This is a genomic window from Streptomyces sp. NPDC001153 (assembly GCF_053598315.1).
Window position 1 is genome coordinate 20773 of the sequence record NZ_JBSFJZ010000005.1, and the last position, 17758, is coordinate 38530.

Sequence of the window (17758 nt, forward strand, 5' to 3'; positions counted from 1 at the left end):
CCCTCCCGGTCAGGGCTGGGATCACGCCGGGGTGGTCGTGTTCAGGTCGGTGACCGGGGTGAAGCGGGCGGGTGCATGGTCGATCGGCAGGTCGGGGCGCCAGGCGGTGAGGATCTGGGCACTGCACTCGAACAGGTCCGGGGGCAGGGCGTCCGGTGGCCACCAGCGCCAGTCGCCGACGCTCTCGCCGGGCTGGTCGGCAGGCTCTCCGCGCCAGCGGGTGACGAGGGCGCCGAAAGTGATGCGGACGACGTCGCCGACCTGGTCGAGGAGCATGCCGAGGACGCGGACGTCGGCGGGATCGGCGTACAGGCCGGTTTCCTCGGCGAGTTCGCGTACGACTGCCTCCTGCAGTGACTCGCCCGGCTCCACGGTCCCGCCGGGCAGCTCCCGCGTGCCCAGCCGGTGCCGGCCCAGGAGGAGTCCCCGAGGCCCCAGCAACACGGCGCCCACGCCCACGGCCGCGTGGGGGACAGGCGGTTTCGCGGTGCGGGGACGGGCGGTGATCCGGGCCGGCCGGTGGACCTGGAACAGCCGGTAGGAGGCGTGGTTGTGCTCCTCCGGCGCGTCGAGGACGGTGATGCCCTGCACGCGGAGCCCGTACTGCGCGAGCAGGTCTTCCCACAACTCGGGTGTGAGCACCCACATGTGCACGGTGAGATCGTCGCCGCCGGTCAGGCGGAGGATCTCCGGGCGCGGGGTGACGGTCGAGGTCGGGCCGTCGCCGGCGGAGTTGGTGTGCAGCACGGTGAAGTACAGCCGGCCCCCGGGTTTGAGGGCGGCCGCCACGGCGGGCAGGAGCCGGTGCGGGTCGAGGAAGTGGAGGGTGCTGAGGGAGTAGATCACGTCGTACGGCGCTGCCGTGCCCAGGTGCTCGACAGCGTCGGCGAGGACCAGCCGCAGGCCCGGCACATCGGCATAGCGGGCGCGGGCCCGCTCGATCTGGCCGGGGGAAGCATCGATGCCGTCGACCTGTGCGCCGTGGCTGCGGGCCAGGTGGGCGGCGTGCCGGGCGGGGCCGCAGCCGAGGTCCAGGACGCGCAGGCCACTGAGGTCTCCGAGAAGGTCGTCCCCCGGTCCGTTCGCCGCGGGACCCCAGGTGATCCGGTCCACTTCCGTGAGGGGCGTACCTCGCCGCAGGTGGTGTTCTCCGTACGCCTCCCACGCGAGGCGGGTCTGCTGTTCCATGTCCAACGCGTTGGCTCCCAGGTTCAGGGGCGGAGTGCGTAGCACCGCAGCACGTCGAGATCGGCGGTGCGTACGACGGACCAGCCCGCGGTGAGGATCTCGGCCTCGGCGGCGCTGATCCCGAGGTGCCGGCGGGGATCACCGGCCTCGCGGCGGCCGGCGAGTTCGGTGACGACCCAGAAGGTCCCGCCGGGGGCGAGGATCTGCCGGACGCGGCCGAGGAAGGCCGGCTTGTCGCCCATCCACCGGTAGACCAGGCGGCAGGTGACGACCGCATACGCGGCATCGGGCAGGGAGCCCAGGTCGTCCGTGGCGAAGTCCATGACACGCCAGGCCGGCCCATCGCCGTGCTGGGGGCATGGGGTGTTCCGGGCTGCGGCGATGGCGCTGGGTGCGAAGTCGATGCCGGTGGTGCGGTATCCGAGCTGGTCGAGGTGGCGGGCGAGGGCGCCCTCGCCGGTGCCGATGTCGAGTGCCGGGCGTCCGCGGCCCGGTCCGACATGGTCGGCCAGCAGCGCGGCCTCGGTGCCGGTGACCTCCCGGTACCGGCGTCCGCCGGACCAGAGCGGCTCCCAGTGGTCGGCGGTGGCTGGGGTGGTCGTCATTCGGCTCCTTCTGTGAGCGGGCGGGACGGCCGGGGCCCTGTCCTGATGGGCCGGCGGAGGCTGAGAAGCGGGGACAGCACCAAAGGGGGCGCTGCGGTGCCGGGCGGCTGGAACGGCCGTGGCAGCGTCTGGCTGCCCGGGCGAGCGAGCGGCTGGGTCCCCCCGGCCCAGGCCGTGCGGGTCGTGACGTCGTCACGCCCGGGCCGTTCGAGCGGGTCATGCGGGATCCGGGACGGTGGGGGAGCCGGGGCGGGGGATGGTGCCGGCGGGGGCGTACTGGGCGGCCTGCGCCTCGAACATCGAGGCGTAGCGCCCTTGGGCGGCCATGAGTTCGTCGTGGCTGCCGTGCTCGACGAGCCGTCCGTGGTGCAGGACGTAGATGCGGTCGGCGTGACGGACGCCGGACATGCGGTGGGTGACCAGGACGACGGCCCGGTTCGGGGCCGCCAGCCGGCGGATGCGGTCGAAAGCGGCGATCTCGGCCTCCGGGTCGAGGGCGGAGGTGGGCTCGTCCACGATGAGCACGCCGTCGGCATCCGAGCTGGAGCTGCGCCAGTGGGTCCGGGCGAGCCCGATCTTCTGCCACTCGCCGCCGGACAGTTCACTGGCACCGCGGAACATCCTGGCGAGCAGGCTTCGAAGGCCGTCGGGAAGTTTCGCGATGACCGGTCCCGCACCCGCATAGTCCACGGACGGCTGCAGGTCCTCGGGACCGGCCTGCCGGGCCGGCCGGCCGATCCGGATGTTCAACGCCGCCGTGACAGGCCAGCGTTGAAAGTCCTGGGTGAGCAGTGCGACGCGGTCGAAGACTTCGGAGCGGTCGAGGGAGGCGACGTCGGCCTCACCCCACCACACGGTCCCGCTCTGCGGCAGCAGCAGGCCCGACAACACCTTCATCAGAGTGCTCTTGCCGGAGCCGTTCTCGCCGACCACGGCGGTGACCGAACCCATGGGCAGCGTGAGTGAGACCCCGTTCAGGGCCGGAGTCTCCCGGTCCGGGTAGCGGTAGCCGACCCGGTCGAGAACGACCTGCTTCACCTGCGCCGGGACGGGATCTCCCCCGCTGGGAATGGTGCGTCGCGCCGCCTCGTCCAGGAACCGGGCGTGGTCGCGGACGTAGAGGGACTCCTCGTGCAGCTGGTTCACGTTCATCACCAGCGCGCCCAGGCTCGCCGAGCCGGACCGGACGGCGATGACGGCGGTCCCGGCCACGGCCAGACTCATGTGCCCGCTCATGATCAGCAAGAACATGGCCGCGTACGTCGCCGCCATGGCGAGGCCGGACAGCGCGGCGGCCACCCACTCGGTGACGGCTTTGCCGGCGGCCAGCCGTTCCTGCTCGGCCTCGGCGCTCTCGGCCATACGCTCGTAGCGGCTGAGCAGGAACGGCCCGACGGCGTGGATGCGCACTTCCTGTGCGGCGGTGCGCTCGGTCAGCAGGTTGCCGATGAGGCGACTGGCCCGCACGTGCTCGATCCAGCTCATCACCGACACGTACCGTTCCTGCGCCACCCGCATCGCACCCCAGCCGCGCGGCGCCGCGATCAGGATCAGCATCGGCAGGAGGACCGGGTGGAGGATGGTGAGCACACCGGCCGTGGAGATCAGGGAGATGGTCCCGTTCAGCGCGGCCACGCAGGCGCCGATCATGCGACGGGCGGATCCGGCGCCGTACTGGGCGACGTCGATCAGCCGCCGGAACTCCGGGTCCTCGATGGCCTCCAGCTCCACCGACGCGGCGGCGGCCAGGTACTGGGTCGTGGCGATCCGCTCGACCAACGGCTCCAGCCGGCCCGCCCGCGAGGTGGACCATCCGGCCAGGCCCGAGTTGACCGCGGCAGCTCCGGCGGCGGCGAGCAGGCCCGGCAGCACCGCCTGCAGCCGCTGCGCAGGGGTGCCCGAGCCGAGCAGCGCGTGCATGACGGCGTTGACCGCGAGCAACCCGACGGCCGCGGCGACGCCCTGCCCGATCTCGCTGACGGCCACCGTGAGCAGAGCGCGGCGGTCCGCCTGCCATGCCATCCGCAAGGTCGCCCCGACCAGCCTGGGCATGGAGCGCAGAGCCGACGTCATCGTCAAGTCGAGCCGGGCACGCTCGTGTTCCGACCAGCCGAAGTCGTAACGCAGAGGGCCGCCGAAGAGCTCCAGCTCGGCGTCGGAGACCTCCGGCTCGGCCATCTGCACGCGTCGGAAGAACCTCCTCACAGGGCGCAGCCTCGCGGCACGGGCCGGCTCGGAGCCCGGAGAGCCGGGGTCGGCAGCCGCCGCGCCCTTGTGGTCGTGCCCAGTCGGTTGTGCTGGTGTATTGGCCGAAGTCAACGCCATCCCCCTTGACGGTTGTGCGGCTGGTTCGTGCGGTTCAACGAACCAGCCGGAATTTCGAACACATGTGTTTCGGTCGTGTCGGTAACCCCGCGGTTGAGGGCGCGTCGGAGCGTGCGGACTGCATCGACCCTTGCGGCGCAAGGGCGGGGGGATGGCGCGGCGGTGGCCAAAACGCCGAGCATGCCGCTGTTCCGGTGCCGGGCCCGGGGCGCAGGTGTCTCTTTGACGGACTGGGCAGTTGATGCGGTTGATCGGAAGTCATCTGTCCGGTTGCGCCACGCCCGCGGAGCTCGGCTCCTTCGAGGCCGCCCACGAGCGGCTGCTGCGGTGGGCCGTCGACGGGGCGGGGGAGAGCATCTGGACCGTCCCCGTGGATTCCACCGGGTGCCGAGCTCGGCGACACGCACGCCCGTCCTCTGGCCACAACGGTCACCGCCGGGCAAGCAGGTGACGCACCCGGGTTCGCCACCGTGATGCCCGGGCCCGCAGACGACCCCAGGAGACAGAATCCATTGCGTCACCGTGCCGCTCCGCGACAGGCTCGGGTCATTGCCCGGGGCGGCTCCTCCGCGAGAGCTCCGCTCTCCTGTTGCCCATCGATTCGCGCTTCCAGGCAGGAAGGCGGTGAAGCCCGGTGCCGGTGCGCATCACCAGGCCCATGGCGAACACCACCGCCCGCACCCGGGGCACCCGCACGTCCCCCGACCATGTCCGAGCGCAGGGCAACGGGATCCGCTTCCGGGGACTGTTCTTCAGGCGGTGCGGCCGACCAGCAGGTCCGCGAGCTTGTTCAGGCGGCGGATCGTGCGGTCCTCGGTCGCGGCCGGGGCCGGGTCGACGCGCTCGTCGCGGTCGTAGTAGGCACCGTTGACGGCCGCACGACGTGGGCGGCGCCCTCGGCGGGGGAGACACCCTGGTGGGCTACGCCCAGTCCCAGCTCGCCCTCACGGTTTTCGCGGCCGACCCGCGCGTCACCGCCGTCTCCGTCCACCCCGGCGTCTGCGACACGGCCCTGCTCCCGCTCTACGATACGTTGACGACCCGGCCGCCCGGGTCGCTGGTGAGCGCCGGCTCCAGCAGGCACGTCAGCAGGTAGTGGGCGAGGAAGTTGACCTGGAAGGCGATCTCGTTGCCGTCGGCGGTGACGGTGTGCCGCTCGGGGGCGGCCATCCCGCGTTGTTGACGAGGACGTCGAGATGCGGGTGCTCGGCGACCACCTTGCGCGCGAAGGTCTCGACCTCGTCCAGGCGCGCGAAGTCGGCCGCACAGGTGCACAGTTGACCGCCGTCGACGCCGGCCGAGGAGATCAGGCGGTCGGCGCTCGCGCGCGCCTTCTCGGCGGTACGGCCGTGCAGCAGCACGGTCGCGCCGCGCTCGGCGAGCTGCCGCGCGGTCTCGTGGCCGATGCCGGAGGTGGCGCCGGTCACCAGGACGGTACGGGACGAAAGTGTGGAGTTGGACATGATCCCATCCGGGGTTGCGGGCACGCCGATGCGGCCCCGCGAGGGGCGGTGGACGTGCGGTGAGAAAGGATGAACGAGGGGCGCCGGAGCCGATCACGGCGCCCCTCGGGTCACGGAAAGCGGCGTCGGCGGGACGCGGGCGCTTCCGGTCAGCGCGGCTCACGACGCCGAACGCCGTTCTCTGACGGGGCCCTGACGTACGCATACGGGACCGTGACGAGCGAGCCAGGCGGCTGGACGCGGTTCACCCGAGGCCGGGCACCTCCGAGATCAGCAGGTCGATCAGCTTGATGCCCACGAACGGCAGGACGAGACCCCCGAGGCCGTAGACGAGCAGGTTGCGGCGCAGCAGGTCGTGCGCGGAGGACGGGGTGTAACGCACCCCGCGCAGGGCGAGCGGGATCAGGGCGACGATGATCAGCGCGTTGAAGATGATCGCCGAGGTGATCGCGGAGGTCGGGCTGTGCAGGCCCATCACGTTCAGCGACTCCAGGCCCGGGTACGAACCCGCGAACATCGCCGGGATGATCGCGAAGTACTTCGCCACGTCGTTGGTGATGGAGAAGGTCGTCAAGGCCCCTCGGGTGATGAGGAGTTGCTTGCCGATCTCGACGATCTCGATGAGCTTGGTCGGGTTGGAGTCGAGGTCGACCATGTTGCCGGCCTCCTTGGCGGCCGACGTACCGGTGTTCATCGCCACGCCGACGTCCGCCTGCGCGAGGGCGGGCGCGTCGTTGGTGCCGTCACCGGTCATCGCGACCAGCTTGCCGCCCTCCTGCTCCCGTCTGATCAGGGCGAGCTTGTCCTCGGGGGTGGCCTCTGCCAGGTAGTCGTCGACGCCCGCCTCCTCGGCGATCGCCTGGGCGGTCAGGGGGTTGTCGCCGGTGATCATCACCGTGCGGATGCCCATGCGGCGCAGTTCGGCGAAGCGTTCTCGGATGCCGTCCTTGACGACGTCCTTGAGGTGGATCAGGCCGAGGACGCGCGGCCCGTCCCAGTCGTGCACCGCGACCAGCAGCGGCGTCCCCCCGGAGGCGGCCACGGCATCGGCGTGGAGCCGCGCCTCGGGCGGCACCTGGCCGCCGTACATCTGCACCCACTCGATCACCTGCCGGGCCGCGCCCTTGCGGATGGCGCAGACGGCCCCGTTCTCCCAGCGCAGGTCCACGCCGCTCATCCGGGTCTGCGCGCTGAAGGCCACCCAACGGGCGTTCGCCAACTCGCCCTCGGCCGGTGCCCGCAGGCCGTACCCGTTCTTGGCGAGGACGACGACGGAGCGGCCCTCCGGCGTCTCGTCGGCCAGTGAGGAGAGCTGGGCCGCGTCGGCCAGTTGACGTTCGTCGATGCCGGGGAGCGGGACGAAGGCGGCGGCCTCGCGGTTGCCGAGGGTGATGGTGCCGGTCTTGTCGAGCAGCAGAGTGTTGACGTCGCCCGCCGCCTCGACCGCACGGCCGGACATGGCGAGCACGTTGCGCTGCACCAGCCGGTCCATGCCGGCGATGCCGATCGCGGAGAGCAGGGCGCCGATCGTGGTCGGGATGAGCGTGACAAGGAGGGCGACCAGCACGGTCGTCGACTGCGCGGCGCCCGCGTACTCGCCCATCGGCTGGAGCGTGACGACCACCAGGAGGAAGATGACGGTCAGCGAGGCCAGCAGGATGTTCAGCGCTATCTCGTTCGGGGTCTTCTGCCGGGAGGCGCCTTCGACCAGCGCGATCATGCGGTCCAGGAAGCTGTGCCCGGGCCGGGCACCGACACGGACGACGATCCGGTCGGACAGGACCGTGGTACCGCCTGTGACACCGCTCCGGTCGCCGCCCGCCTCCCGGATGACGGGCGCCGACTCCCCGGTGACCGCCGACTCGTCCACCGCGGCCACGCCGTCGACGACGTCGCCGTCGGCCGGGATCATCTCGCCCGCCTCGACGAGCACGACGTCCAGAGGCTTCAGTTCGGTGGCCGCGACGGCCTCGGTGCGGGCGGTGGCGAGGTTCGTAACGTAGTTCCAGTGCAGGAGGCGGAGTGCCACCGTGTCGGTGCGGGCCTTGCGCAGCGACTCGGCCTGCGCCTTGCCGCGGCCCTCGGCGACGGCTTCGGCGAGGTTGGCGAAGACGACCGTCAGCCACAGCCAGGTGCTGATGACCCAGGTGAAGACGGCCGGGTGCAGTAACGCCGACAGCGTGGTGAGGACCGCGCCGGCGGAGACGACGAACAGCACCGGGTTCCTCACCAGGATGCGCGGGTGCAGCTTGCGCAGCGCCTCGGGGAAGGAGCGGATGAGCTGGGCGGGTTCGAACAGTCCACTCGGGGCCCGGCGGCGAGCCCCTCCCTCCGGTCCGGTCCGGGATCTGCCCCGGGGGCGTGTCGGCGGGGCCTGTTCGGGGGCAGCGGGAAACATGGACACCTTCGTGTCTTGGGGGGAGACGGGGACTTCGGCCGCGGTCCGTGTGGTGCCGGAGCCCCGGCACCACACGGTGGCGCACGGACGTCGGCACGGGACGACGACAACATCGTGCGCGGGTGCCTGCCTCTTCTGACACGCACCACACCGCCGTCGCGCCGCTTCGGAGTGACGACTCCTCAGCCGTGGGGGCCGCTGACGCCCGCGGCCCCCACCGGCGGCTGACAGCGAATTTAGCCCTGTGTGCGGCGACAGTTGTCGTGCCGGGCGGGGAATTTGCGCGACCCATACGGCGTCTGCGCCCCGGACGTCAAAGTGCCGTCAAACGAGGCTGAGGAACCGTCAGGGACCCGTCAACGTGCGCCGCCGGTGGCCGAATCCCGTCGCAGACTGATCATCAACGGGGGACGGGCGACCGTCCGTGGTGTGACGTTGGAGGGACCGTGACGCTCACGGCCGGGTCGGCGCAGGATCCTCGGACCGAGGAAGGCGCAGCGCCACGGAGTGCGGCGGTCGCCCCGCGCGGGGGCAGCCCCGGACCGCGGCAGCGAGGGGGTTCGCGGACGGCCGGACCGGGTCCGGGACGGCGCCTGTCGCGGCAGGCCGTGGCCGCGCGGGCCGCTCTGCGCCGCCGCTACTGGGCCACCGTGCCCGCACGGCTGCGTCTTCTGCGCGCGGCCACGGTCCTTCTGACCGCCGCCCTCGCCGGGCTCCTGCTCGTGGCCGGGCTCGCCGCCCTCGGCACCTGGAGCAGCGTGGCCGACCGAGACGCTCCCCGCACCACCAGCGCCGCCGATCTCAAGCTGGCGCTGAACGACATGGACGCCCAGGCCGCCAACATCCTGTTGTCGAACGGCGACGCGGGGAAGGGACGCCTGCAGACCCCGTACCAGAAGGCGGTCGGCTTCTACAGTGCCTCCCGGCGCGAGATCGGACACGATCTGCGTGCGCTCGCCGTCGCCGCGCAGGGCAGTGGGTCCGACGAGAAGACCGTGGAGTCGCTGACCGACGACTTCGCCGAGTACCAGGAGCTGATAGGCCGGGCCCTGGAGAACGACGGCCACTCTGGCGGCAGACCGGCCGCTCTGACCGACCACCGCCGCGCGACGGACCTGCTGCGCACCCGACTCGTGCCCGCCGCCAACACCTTGGTGTCGTCGAACAACGCGGCCTTCGACGCCGAGTACGCCTCGGCCCGATCCACCCTCTCCGCGCAACTCGTCACCGTCCTGGTCCTGGGTGTGCTCTTGCTGGCCGTGCTGGGCGCCCTGCAGTGGTATCTGGCCCGCGTGTTCCGGCGGGTCCTCAACCCGGGGGTGCTGGCCGCCACGGTCTGCACCTTGCTCGCGGTGATCCTCGGGTCCGGGATGCTGTCGGCCTCCGCCGAACACCTGCGGGTGGCCCGGCACGACGCCTTCGACTCCGTCGTCGCCCTCTCCCGCGCCCGCGCCATCGCCTACGACGCCAACGCCGACGAGAGCCGCTACCTGCTCGACCCGCAGCGCCGCGAGCAGTACGCGGACTCGTTCCTCGCCAAGTCCCAAGCGCTGTACGGCCTCAAAGGCGCCACCCTCTCCACGTACGACTCGGAACTGAGCACCACCTGGCAGGCGTACGAGGCCGACCACCGAGACCTGCGCTTCACCGGCGAGTTCCGCCGCGAGCTGGACAACATCACCTTCCCCGGAGAGCGGGCCGCGGCCGAGAAGACGGTGGAGGCCTACGCCGTCTACCAGCGCGACGACCGCAGGATCCGTGCACTGATGGTCTCCGGCAAGGAGCGCGAGGCGGCCGAATTCTGCATGGGCTGGGAACCGGACACCTCCAACGCGCACTTCGGAGCATGGATGGCCGCCCTGGACCAGGTGACGGACATCAACCGTGCCCACTTCACGTCCTCCGTCCGGGACGGCCGCGCAATGGTGAGCGGCTTGCTGCCTTGGGCGGGCGCCTCGCTTGCGGCGGCTGCCCTGCTGTCCTTGCTCGGGCTGCGGCCCAGGCTGGCCGAGTTCCGTTAGGTGCGCTTTGCGCCGGTCTGCGGGGTGGGCGGTGAGGTGAGGCGAGCGCGGAGTCGGTCGGCGGCACCTTGCTCTGCGCACCGTGCGCGACTCATCCCGAGGGGTGCCCTTGCGAGTATCTGAAGATTCTTTCGACGAAGATGGGACGCGGAGGGACGCTCGCGGCGTCGTTACAGTGAGCCGATCGAAAGGATCTTGGATGAGGCGCCGCGACGAAGAGAGCTTCCTCGCGTTCGCGGCAGCGCGTTCGGGATCGCTGTTCCGCTCGGCGTGTGTGCTGTGCAGCGGCGACGAGCACCTGGCAGAGGACCTGGTCCAGGAGGCCCTGGGGCGCCTCTGCGCCAGGTGGCCCCGGATGGGGCAGGTCGAGAATCCTGCTGCGTACGCCCAGACGGTGTTGGTGCACACGTTCCTCACCCACCGTCGTCGCCGTAGCAGCGCCGAGCTGCCGACGTCCGTTGTGCCGGAGCCGCCCGCGCCCGCCGAGGCCGACGCGCCGTTGAGGGTGACGCTCTTGAACGCGATGGGGCATCTGTCGCCCTGGGACCGGGCGGTCCTGCTGCTGCGGTACTGGGAGGACCGCAGCGTCGAAGAAACCGCGGACATCCTGCAGATACGCCCCGGGGCGGTACGCAACCGCAGCATGCGGGCTCTGGGCAGACTGCGCGAGCTGCTCGGCTGCGATCTGACGGAACTCGCGCACCACTGAACGCTGTCCGACCCGTCCCCTCCTCCCTCTTCTGGAGCCGTGCGCCATGCCGATCGAGGAAGACTTCACCAACACGCGCCGAGCGGAGCTGAGTTCGTGCAAGCCCGATGTGCTCGTGATCCTCTCCGAAGGCGTACGCCGGGGCCGGCGCCGACGCAGGCAGCGGGCGGCCCTGCTCGCCTGCGTGGCCGTCCTGCTCTCCGGAGGCATAACCGGCCTGCTGCTGCCGGAACCGGAGCACCCGACCGGCGCTGCCGGTGAACCCCACACGGTCGCGGTGGCCCCAGCGACGCCACCGCCCCGAACACCCACGCCACGTGCCTCACCTCCGGCGGTGCCCAGCATCACCCCCTGGGCCTGGTCGTCCGAGGCGGTGCTCCTGCGGCTCAGGGCGTTGGTGCCCGCCGGCATCACAGTGGCCCCGGGGAGGCCTCCTGCCGCGGGCGCTGAGAGCTTTGTGCGGTACGTGGAACTCGATGACGGACGGGGGGCCTGCTGGCTGGCGATCTCGGCTCACCAACTGGTCAAAGACCAACTGCGCCAGCAGCACGGCTACATGCTGACCGTCACATCCCCGCTGCCCGACGGGACGCTCGTCCACACCCAGCAGATCCAGCATCAGCCGGGCATGGCCCCGTACCAAGTGGTCGACGCGCTGCGATCCGACGGGATGGACGTCTTGATGACCCTGTCGTCCGCCTCGTACCCGGACCGCGCCCCTGTGAGGTCCGCGCCGATCCTGAGCGCCGCTCAGCTGATCGCCATCGCGACGAGCCCCAAGTGGGCGCCGGGACCGTGACGCGGACCCATGCAAGGCCGGACGCCCAGCCCAGTAAGCCGGCCACCGGCCCGGCCATCCGACGGGCGGGGGCACGCGACACGGATCGAGCCGTGCGGTGATGCCCGCGCGGCGCCGCCGGCGGCTCCCCGCGCAGCGTGATCAAACCCATGCACGAACGTCCGCAGGTGCGCCACGACGCCCAGGAAGCCGGACTTCCCAGCCACAAGGAGTACGCCCTTCATGACAACGTCCCAGGACACCTTGAACCCGGCGGGCCGACCCGCACGAGACAACGGCGCGACCCCGGGCCGCAGGCGCAAGCAAAAGCCCAGGCAGCGGGCCAAACGCATAGCCATGGGCGCCGGCGCCTTCGTGATACTCGTCGCCGCGGCAGGCTGCGCGTGGATCTACCAGCTCAACAGCAACATCAAGCACAGCGCCCTGGACACCGGCTCCAAGCCGCAGAAAGGCGCCGTCATCCCCGGCGCGATCAACATCATGCTGATCGGTTCCGACACCCGTAACAGCGCGCTGGACAGCAACCTGGGCGGCTCGGACCCGTCGCTGCCGCACGCTGACGTCGAGATGCTGCTGCACGTCTCGGCGGACCACAAGAACGCCACGGTGATGAGCATCCCGCGCGACACCGACGTGCAGATCCCGGACTGCACGCAGAACGGGAAGACGTACCACTTCCCCCGGCACGACCAGATCACCAACAGTCTGAACTACGGTCCTGGCTGCACGGTGTCCGCAGTCAACGCCCTGACCGGGGTCCACATCGACCACTTCATGGTGGTGGACTTCGGTGGTGTGGTGAGCATGTCCGACGCTGTGGGCGGCGTCCAGGTCTGTACCACCGGCAACGTGTACGATCCGGGCTCCCACCTCAAGCTCTCCAAGGGCACCCACACCCTGGTGGGCCAGGGCGCCCTGGAGTTCCTGCGCACCCGGCACGCCTTCGGCACCGCGAGCGACACGGACCGCACCCAGACCCAGCACATCTTCCTCAGCGCCCTCATCCACAAGATGAAGAGCGCCAGCACGCTGGCCGACCCCACGAACGTCTTCAGCCTGGCGGAGGCCGCTTCCAAGGCGTTCGCGGTGGACGACGGGCTCGCCGGCGTCACGAAGCTGGTCACCCTGGCCAACACGCTGGGATCCATACCGGCCGACCACATCACCTTCACGACCATGCAGACCGCCCAGGATCCCTACAACCCGAAGGCATGGCTCGTGCCGGGGCCGAACGCGCAGCAGCTCTTCGACGCGATCGCCAACGACCAGTCGCTGACACCGACCACCTCGTCGTCGAAGCCGACGCCGGGCGCCACCGCCTCCACCGACCAGTCGGTGGACCCGTCGACAGTCGAGGTCCACGTGCTCAACGGCACCGGGATCACCGGCCGCGCGGCCGCAGTGCAGAGCGAGCTGGTCGGCAAGGGCTACTCCAACTCCGTCGTGAGCGGGGGCCCGACGCCGACCGTGACCGCGAGCAAGGTGGAGTACCCCACCTCCGACCCGATCCACAAGCGTGAGGCCCAGCAGGTGGCCGCCGTCCTCGGCCTGCCGTCCTCCTCCCTCACCATGGCCTCCGGCATCACCTCGATCCATGTCGTGGTCGGCCCCGACCTGAAACCCAAAGGCGTCCCGTCGGCCCCCAAGCCCCCGGCGAACATCGGCGCGGCGACGACCGGCGCCGACACCGAGAGCGCCGGCGACACGGTCAAATGTGCCCCGGCCAGCCCGTGGCCCCTGGGCGGCCTCCCCGCCTCCGCCGCGGCCTACCAGGGCCTCACCGTCGAGCAGGCCTACACGAAAGCCACCAGGAACGGCATCCCGGACTCGGACAAGGCCAACTGATCGAGCGGCAGACCGGCTCTGTGTTGGCCGGGTGGAAGGCGGCGCCCACCGAGCGCAGATAGAAGGCGTAGGCCGCCGACTCGATCTGCTCCTCGCTCAGGTACGGGAGCCATGGATTGCCGAGCTGGGCGCGCCGACCTCCACAAGGAACTCGGCGACCTCGGTCCGCTCTGCGGCCGGTCCGGCGGATCTTCGCGTGGCAGCGCCCGGCCGAGCACCTTGCAGGCGCGGGTAGTCCTTGGGACAGCGGTCAGTCCGCCTCCGCCGCCGCGAGCAGCGCATCGAGCGCCGTTCGCAGCTCGGCTACTTCAGCCGGGGTGGGATCGGCCGGTTCGTGCGGCACCAGCGCAGCGGGGTTCACCACGGCGGTGGTGCCCTGCGGACCAGGCGCAGCCGTGGCGGGGGCGAGGAGCGCGCCGTGGTCGGGCGGCGTGGTGCCGATGCTGTCGCTGAGTCGCCGCAGTGCGTCCGTGAGCGGGGGCTGCGGGAAGGGAAAGTCCGCGGGGAGCAGCGCGGCCTGCTGGGTGTGGTCGTCGCCGTGGAAGTCCAGGACCCAGTTCTCCCAGCCCGGCAACGGCCAGTTGTGGATGCCGGCCACGGTCTGCACCGCCCAGAGCGAGACGGTGCGTGCCTGAGGGTCGAAGTGGACGCCGCCGTACGGCATGTCGGTGAGTGCGGGGGTGGCCGGCGACGCAACGAGCAGGTCGATCAGGCGGGGGCCGGAGGCGAGGTGTTCGATGGGCTCCCAGTCGCTGCCCCACGCGCGAACACTCCCGTCGGGCAGGCGCAGGGAGACGACAGAGCAGGGCTCGGTGTACTCGGTGGCCGCGAACCCGGAGGGCTCGAAGGTCTCGAACCAGCCCGGCGCACGGGTCAGGTCCCTGCCGAGTCCCAGGTGGTGGGTCAAGTCACCCATGCCGTCGTGCGCGAAGCGGACGTCCCAGCCGGGCCATGTCCGGGCCAGTGCGGCGCGGGCGGCCACGTGGTCGGCCCAGCTGCCCTCGAAGGCGAACCAGAGCAGGATCCGGCGGTCGTGGTCGACGAGTGCGGCGCCCTCGCACCACACGTCGTCGAGCCATTCGTCGATCTCCCGGTTGGCGCGGAAGCAGCGTGTCGCCGCGACCGGACCGGGCAGCAGATCGTCGACCACCCGGTTGGCGGCCCAGTGCGAGTAGTACCGCTGCCAGGCGCCGTTCTCGACCACCACGTACTGCGCTCGTGCTCCCATGACCGGCGAGGCTAGCGCCGCTGGACGACGGGCGACGAACGCTTTTCAGGTGACGAACTCGGGCCGGTCTCGATGTGACTCGGGCCGGGATCTCCATCAACGATGTTCACAAGCTGACGTTGCCGCATGCTCTCCGTGACTGCAAAAATGCCAGTTCAGCGCATACGGCCTCGTGCCTTCAGCGGCACCGGCGGCACCACCTGGCTGCCGCCTCGGTGCGGCACCTCCGCTCACTCCTGGAGCACCACCTCCACCTGGCGCCCGGCGGCCGACGGCTGAGTTGCCTCGACCGCAAGGCGATCGACGGCTTACGGGCGGCGGATCGGACCGGCGCCCCATGCCCGGCTCGATCGGCGCTGCCGCCCAACCCGATCACGGCGCTCGCCGGATCCTTCCGCGGCATCTGGGGGACCGCCAAGTGGATGACGTGCGGGCTCCCTTTCCTAGCCCGGAAACAAGGGAAAAAGCCCCAACCTCCCAGACCGAGCGCAGGGTGGAATCAAGGAAATAAGTGGCAACTTGCCCCCTATATAGACAAACTGGATCCGCCGGTTCGTGATCAGGAACATCCACGTTCCAGAGGAGAGCGCATGGCGGATCAGTCCTCAGAGGTCCTGTCGGAGCCGGACGACCCTGCCGTCGTCCTGAGTGACGCCGCCCCCAGAGGGACGGAGACCGAGCGGGAGCTCGCGCAGGCGCTGGCCGACCTCATGGGCGCTGAGCGCGTTCCGGTCGACAGCCACTTCTTCGCCGATCTCGGCGCCAACTCCCTGGTCATGGCCCAGTTCTGCGCGCGGATACGGAAGAGAGCGGATCTGCCGTCCCCATCCATGAGGGACATCTATCAGCACCCCACGATCCGAAGCCTGGCGGCGGCTCTCGGGGAGGCTGCTCCGGCTCGCGTCGACGCGGTGGACGCCCCATCGGCGCCGGCGCACGTGCCGTCGCCGACTCCGGGGCCGGCCGGGCACCGGTGGAACCATCTTCTCTGCGGAACCTTCCAGTTACTGGTCTTCCTGAGCTACTCCCTCGTCTCCGGATTCGTCACCGCCGCGGGTTACGAGTGGATCGCCACCGGTTCGGGCCTCGCGCACGTCTACCTGCGGTCGTTGCTGTTCGGCGGCATCGGGTTCGTCGCGCTGTGTGCGTTCCCGGTCGTCGCGAAATGGCTCCTCATCGGCCGTTGGCGACCGGGCGAATTCCCCGTCTGGGGCCTGACGTATCTGCGCTTCTGGCTCGTCAAGGCGCTGCTCCACGCGAACCCGATGGTCTTCTTCACCGGGACTCCGCTGTACGTGCTGTATCTGCGGGCCCTCGGCGCACACGTCGGCAAGGGAGTCACGATCCTCTCCCACTCCGTCCCGGTCTGCACCGACCTGCTGACGATCGGCGCGGGCACGGTGATCCGCAAGGACTCGTTCTTCCTCGGTTACCGGGCCCACGCGGGACACATCCAGACCGGGCGGATCACGCTCGGCCGCGATGTCGTCGTCGGTGAGAAGACCGTCCTGGACATCGACACGTCGATGGGCCACGGTGCCCAGCTCGGCCATGCGTCCGCCCTGCACCGCGGCCAGGCGGTCCCGGACGGTGAGCACTGGCACGGATCTCCGGCGGAGCCCACGCGGATCGACTACGTCAGGGTCGCTCCGGCCGGATGCGGCACCGCGCGCCGGGCCTGGTTCGGCCTCGGCACCCTGGTGCAGCTGTTCCTCCTGTACATCCCGCTGGTCGTCGGCGGTGCGTACATGCTGTTCACCGAGGTACCGGCGATCGGCAAGCGACTCGACCCGCAGACGGCCGCACTGTCCCGGTCGGAACTGCTCTCCGACGCGCTGGTGCTCTCCCTCGTGCTGTTCTTCGGGTGCGCCGCCCTGGGGCTGGTGGCCCTGTGCACCGTGCCGCGTCTGCTGGGTCTGTTCGTCAAGCCCGACCAGGTCTACCCGCTCTACGGCTTCCACTACGCGCTGCACCGGGCCACGGCTCGCATGACGAACGTCAGGTTCTTCGCCTGGCTCTTCGGTGACAGTTCCTACATCGTGCACTACCTCCGCGGACTCGGGTACGACCTGTCACGGGTCGAGCAGACCGGGTCGAACTTCGGCACCGAAGTGCAGCACGAGACGCCGCTTCTGGTCTCCGTCGGCAGCGGAACGATGGTCGCCGACGGACTCTCGATCCTCAACGCGGACTTCTCCAGTACGTCCTTCCGGCTGTCCAGGGTGTCGATCGGGCCGCACAACTTCCTGGGCAACAACATCGCCTATCCCGCAGGCGGCAGGACGGGGGGCAACTGCCTGCTCGCGACCAAGGTGATGATTCCCCTCGACGGCGAGGTCCGCGAAGGCGTGGGGCTGCTCGGCTCACCGTGCTTCGAAATTCCCCGAACGGTGGACCGAGACGCACGGTTCGACCATCTGAGGACAGGCGACACACTCCGCCACCGGCTCGCCGCGAAGAACCGCTACAACCTTCGGTCCATGGCGCTCATGCTGCTCGTGCGATGGCTGCACACCTTCGCGCTCACCCTGTTCGGTCTCGTCTCGGTGGACCTGTACGGCGTGATCGGACACGTGGTGATCGCCGGATACCTGGCGATCGCACTCGGTTTCTCCACCGTGTACTTCATCCTGGTGGAGCGCTGCATCACATCGTTCCGTGCGCTGCGCCCCCGGTTGTGCTCCATCTACGACCCGTACTTCTGGTGGCACGAGCGGCTGTGGAAGGTCCCGGACCACTTCCTTAACCTCTTCAACGGCACCCCCTTCAAGAGCCTGGTCTGGCGGCTGCTGGGCGTGCGCATCGGCAACAGGGTGTTCGACGACGGCTGCTATCTCACCGAGCGGACGCTCGCCGCCATCGGCGACGACTGCACCCTCAACGCCGGCAGCAAGATCCAGTGCCACTCGCAGGAGGACGGCACCTTCAAGTCCGACGGCACCACGCTCGGCGCCGGATGCACGCTGGGCGTCGGCGCCCATGTGCACTACGGGGTGACCATGGGCGACGGCTCGGTGCTGGCACCCGATTCCTTCCTCATGAAGGGCGAGGAAGTCCCTCGGAACGCACACTGGGGCGGCAATCCCGCGGTGGACATGCCGGAGAGCGGCAACCGGTCCACCGGCGTCGGCCGGGGAACGTCAACAGCCAACTCCGCCACAACAGCGACGAGTTGAG

General features: G+C 70.4%; 10 protein-coding genes and 2 pseudogenes. 6 read left to right on the forward strand and 6 right to left on the reverse strand.

The genetic code is table 11. The annotated features are described in order from the left end of the window. Positions 1-21 precede the first annotated feature (21 nt). The 3 genes from ACWDEN_RS06815 to ACWDEN_RS06825 all read right to left on the reverse strand — a co-directional run bounded on the left by ACWDEN_RS06815 (position 22) and on the right by ACWDEN_RS06825 (position 3971). A complete protein-coding gene (locus ACWDEN_RS06815; protein ID WP_450857685.1) occupies positions 22-1188 on the reverse strand; it encodes a bifunctional class I SAM-dependent methyltransferase/NUDIX hydrolase in 1167 nt (388 codons plus the stop codon). A gap of 23 nt (positions 1189-1211) precedes the next feature. After that, complete coding sequence (locus tag ACWDEN_RS06820; RefSeq protein ID WP_450857687.1) at positions 1212-1793, reverse strand: class I SAM-dependent methyltransferase; 582 nt, start codon at positions 1791-1793, stop codon at positions 1212-1214. 216 nt (positions 1794-2009) lie between these two features. Further along, complete coding sequence (locus tag ACWDEN_RS06825) at positions 2010-3971, reverse strand: ABC transporter ATP-binding protein (protein WP_450858000.1); 1962 nt, start codon at positions 3969-3971, stop codon at positions 2010-2012. A gap of 427 nt (positions 3972-4398) precedes the next feature. Between ACWDEN_RS06825 and ACWDEN_RS06830 the strand changes: the two are divergent. Beyond that, positions 4399-4594: pseudogene (locus tag ACWDEN_RS06830) on the forward strand (hypothetical protein); the annotation flags it as partial. Between the two features lie 276 nt (positions 4595-4870). Here the strand turns inward: ACWDEN_RS06830 and ACWDEN_RS06835 are convergent. After that, positions 4871-5581: pseudogene (locus tag ACWDEN_RS06835) on the reverse strand (SDR family NAD(P)-dependent oxidoreductase). Positions 5582-5825: 244 nt separating this feature from the next. Then, positions 5826-7979, reverse strand: coding sequence for a potassium-transporting ATPase subunit KdpB (kdpB, locus tag ACWDEN_RS06840; protein WP_450857689.1), 2154 nt, complete (start codon positions 7977-7979; stop codon positions 5826-5828). 608 nt (positions 7980-8587) lie between these two features. Here kdpB and ACWDEN_RS06845 point away from each other — a divergent pair. From ACWDEN_RS06845 to ACWDEN_RS06860, 4 genes are all read left to right on the forward strand, one after another. Continuing rightward, on the forward strand, positions 8588-10000 hold the full coding sequence (locus tag ACWDEN_RS06845; protein ID WP_450857691.1) for a hypothetical protein: 1413 nt from the start codon (positions 8588-8590) through the stop codon (positions 9998-10000). Positions 10001-10199: 199 nt separating this feature from the next. Next, positions 10200-10709 (forward strand): SigE family RNA polymerase sigma factor, encoded by a 510-nt coding sequence (locus tag ACWDEN_RS06850; protein WP_450857693.1) that lies wholly within the window; start codon positions 10200-10202, stop codon positions 10707-10709. 46 nt (positions 10710-10755) lie between these two features. Further along, positions 10756-11508, forward strand: a complete 753-nt coding sequence (locus tag ACWDEN_RS06855; RefSeq protein ID WP_450857695.1) for a hypothetical protein — start codon at positions 10756-10758, stop codon at positions 11506-11508. A 222-nt stretch (positions 11509-11730) separates the two neighbouring features. After that, positions 11731-13353, forward strand: a complete 1623-nt coding sequence (locus ACWDEN_RS06860; protein ID WP_450857697.1) for an LCP family protein — start codon at positions 11731-11733, stop codon at positions 13351-13353. A gap of 250 nt (positions 13354-13603) precedes the next feature. On the opposite strand, the gene ACWDEN_RS06865 is transcribed toward ACWDEN_RS06860, so the two are convergent. Continuing rightward, positions 13604-14581 carry a hypothetical protein gene (locus ACWDEN_RS06865; RefSeq protein WP_450857699.1) on the reverse strand — a complete coding sequence of 326 codons (978 nt, stop codon included), beginning with the start codon at positions 14579-14581 and terminating at the stop codon, positions 13604-13606. Between the two features lie 590 nt (positions 14582-15171). Between ACWDEN_RS06865 and ACWDEN_RS06870 the strand changes: the two genes are divergently transcribed. Further along, positions 15172-17757, forward strand: coding sequence for a Pls/PosA family non-ribosomal peptide synthetase (locus ACWDEN_RS06870; RefSeq protein ID WP_450857701.1), 2586 nt, complete (start codon positions 15172-15174; stop codon positions 17755-17757). The last annotated feature ends 1 nt before the right edge of the window (position 17758 follow it).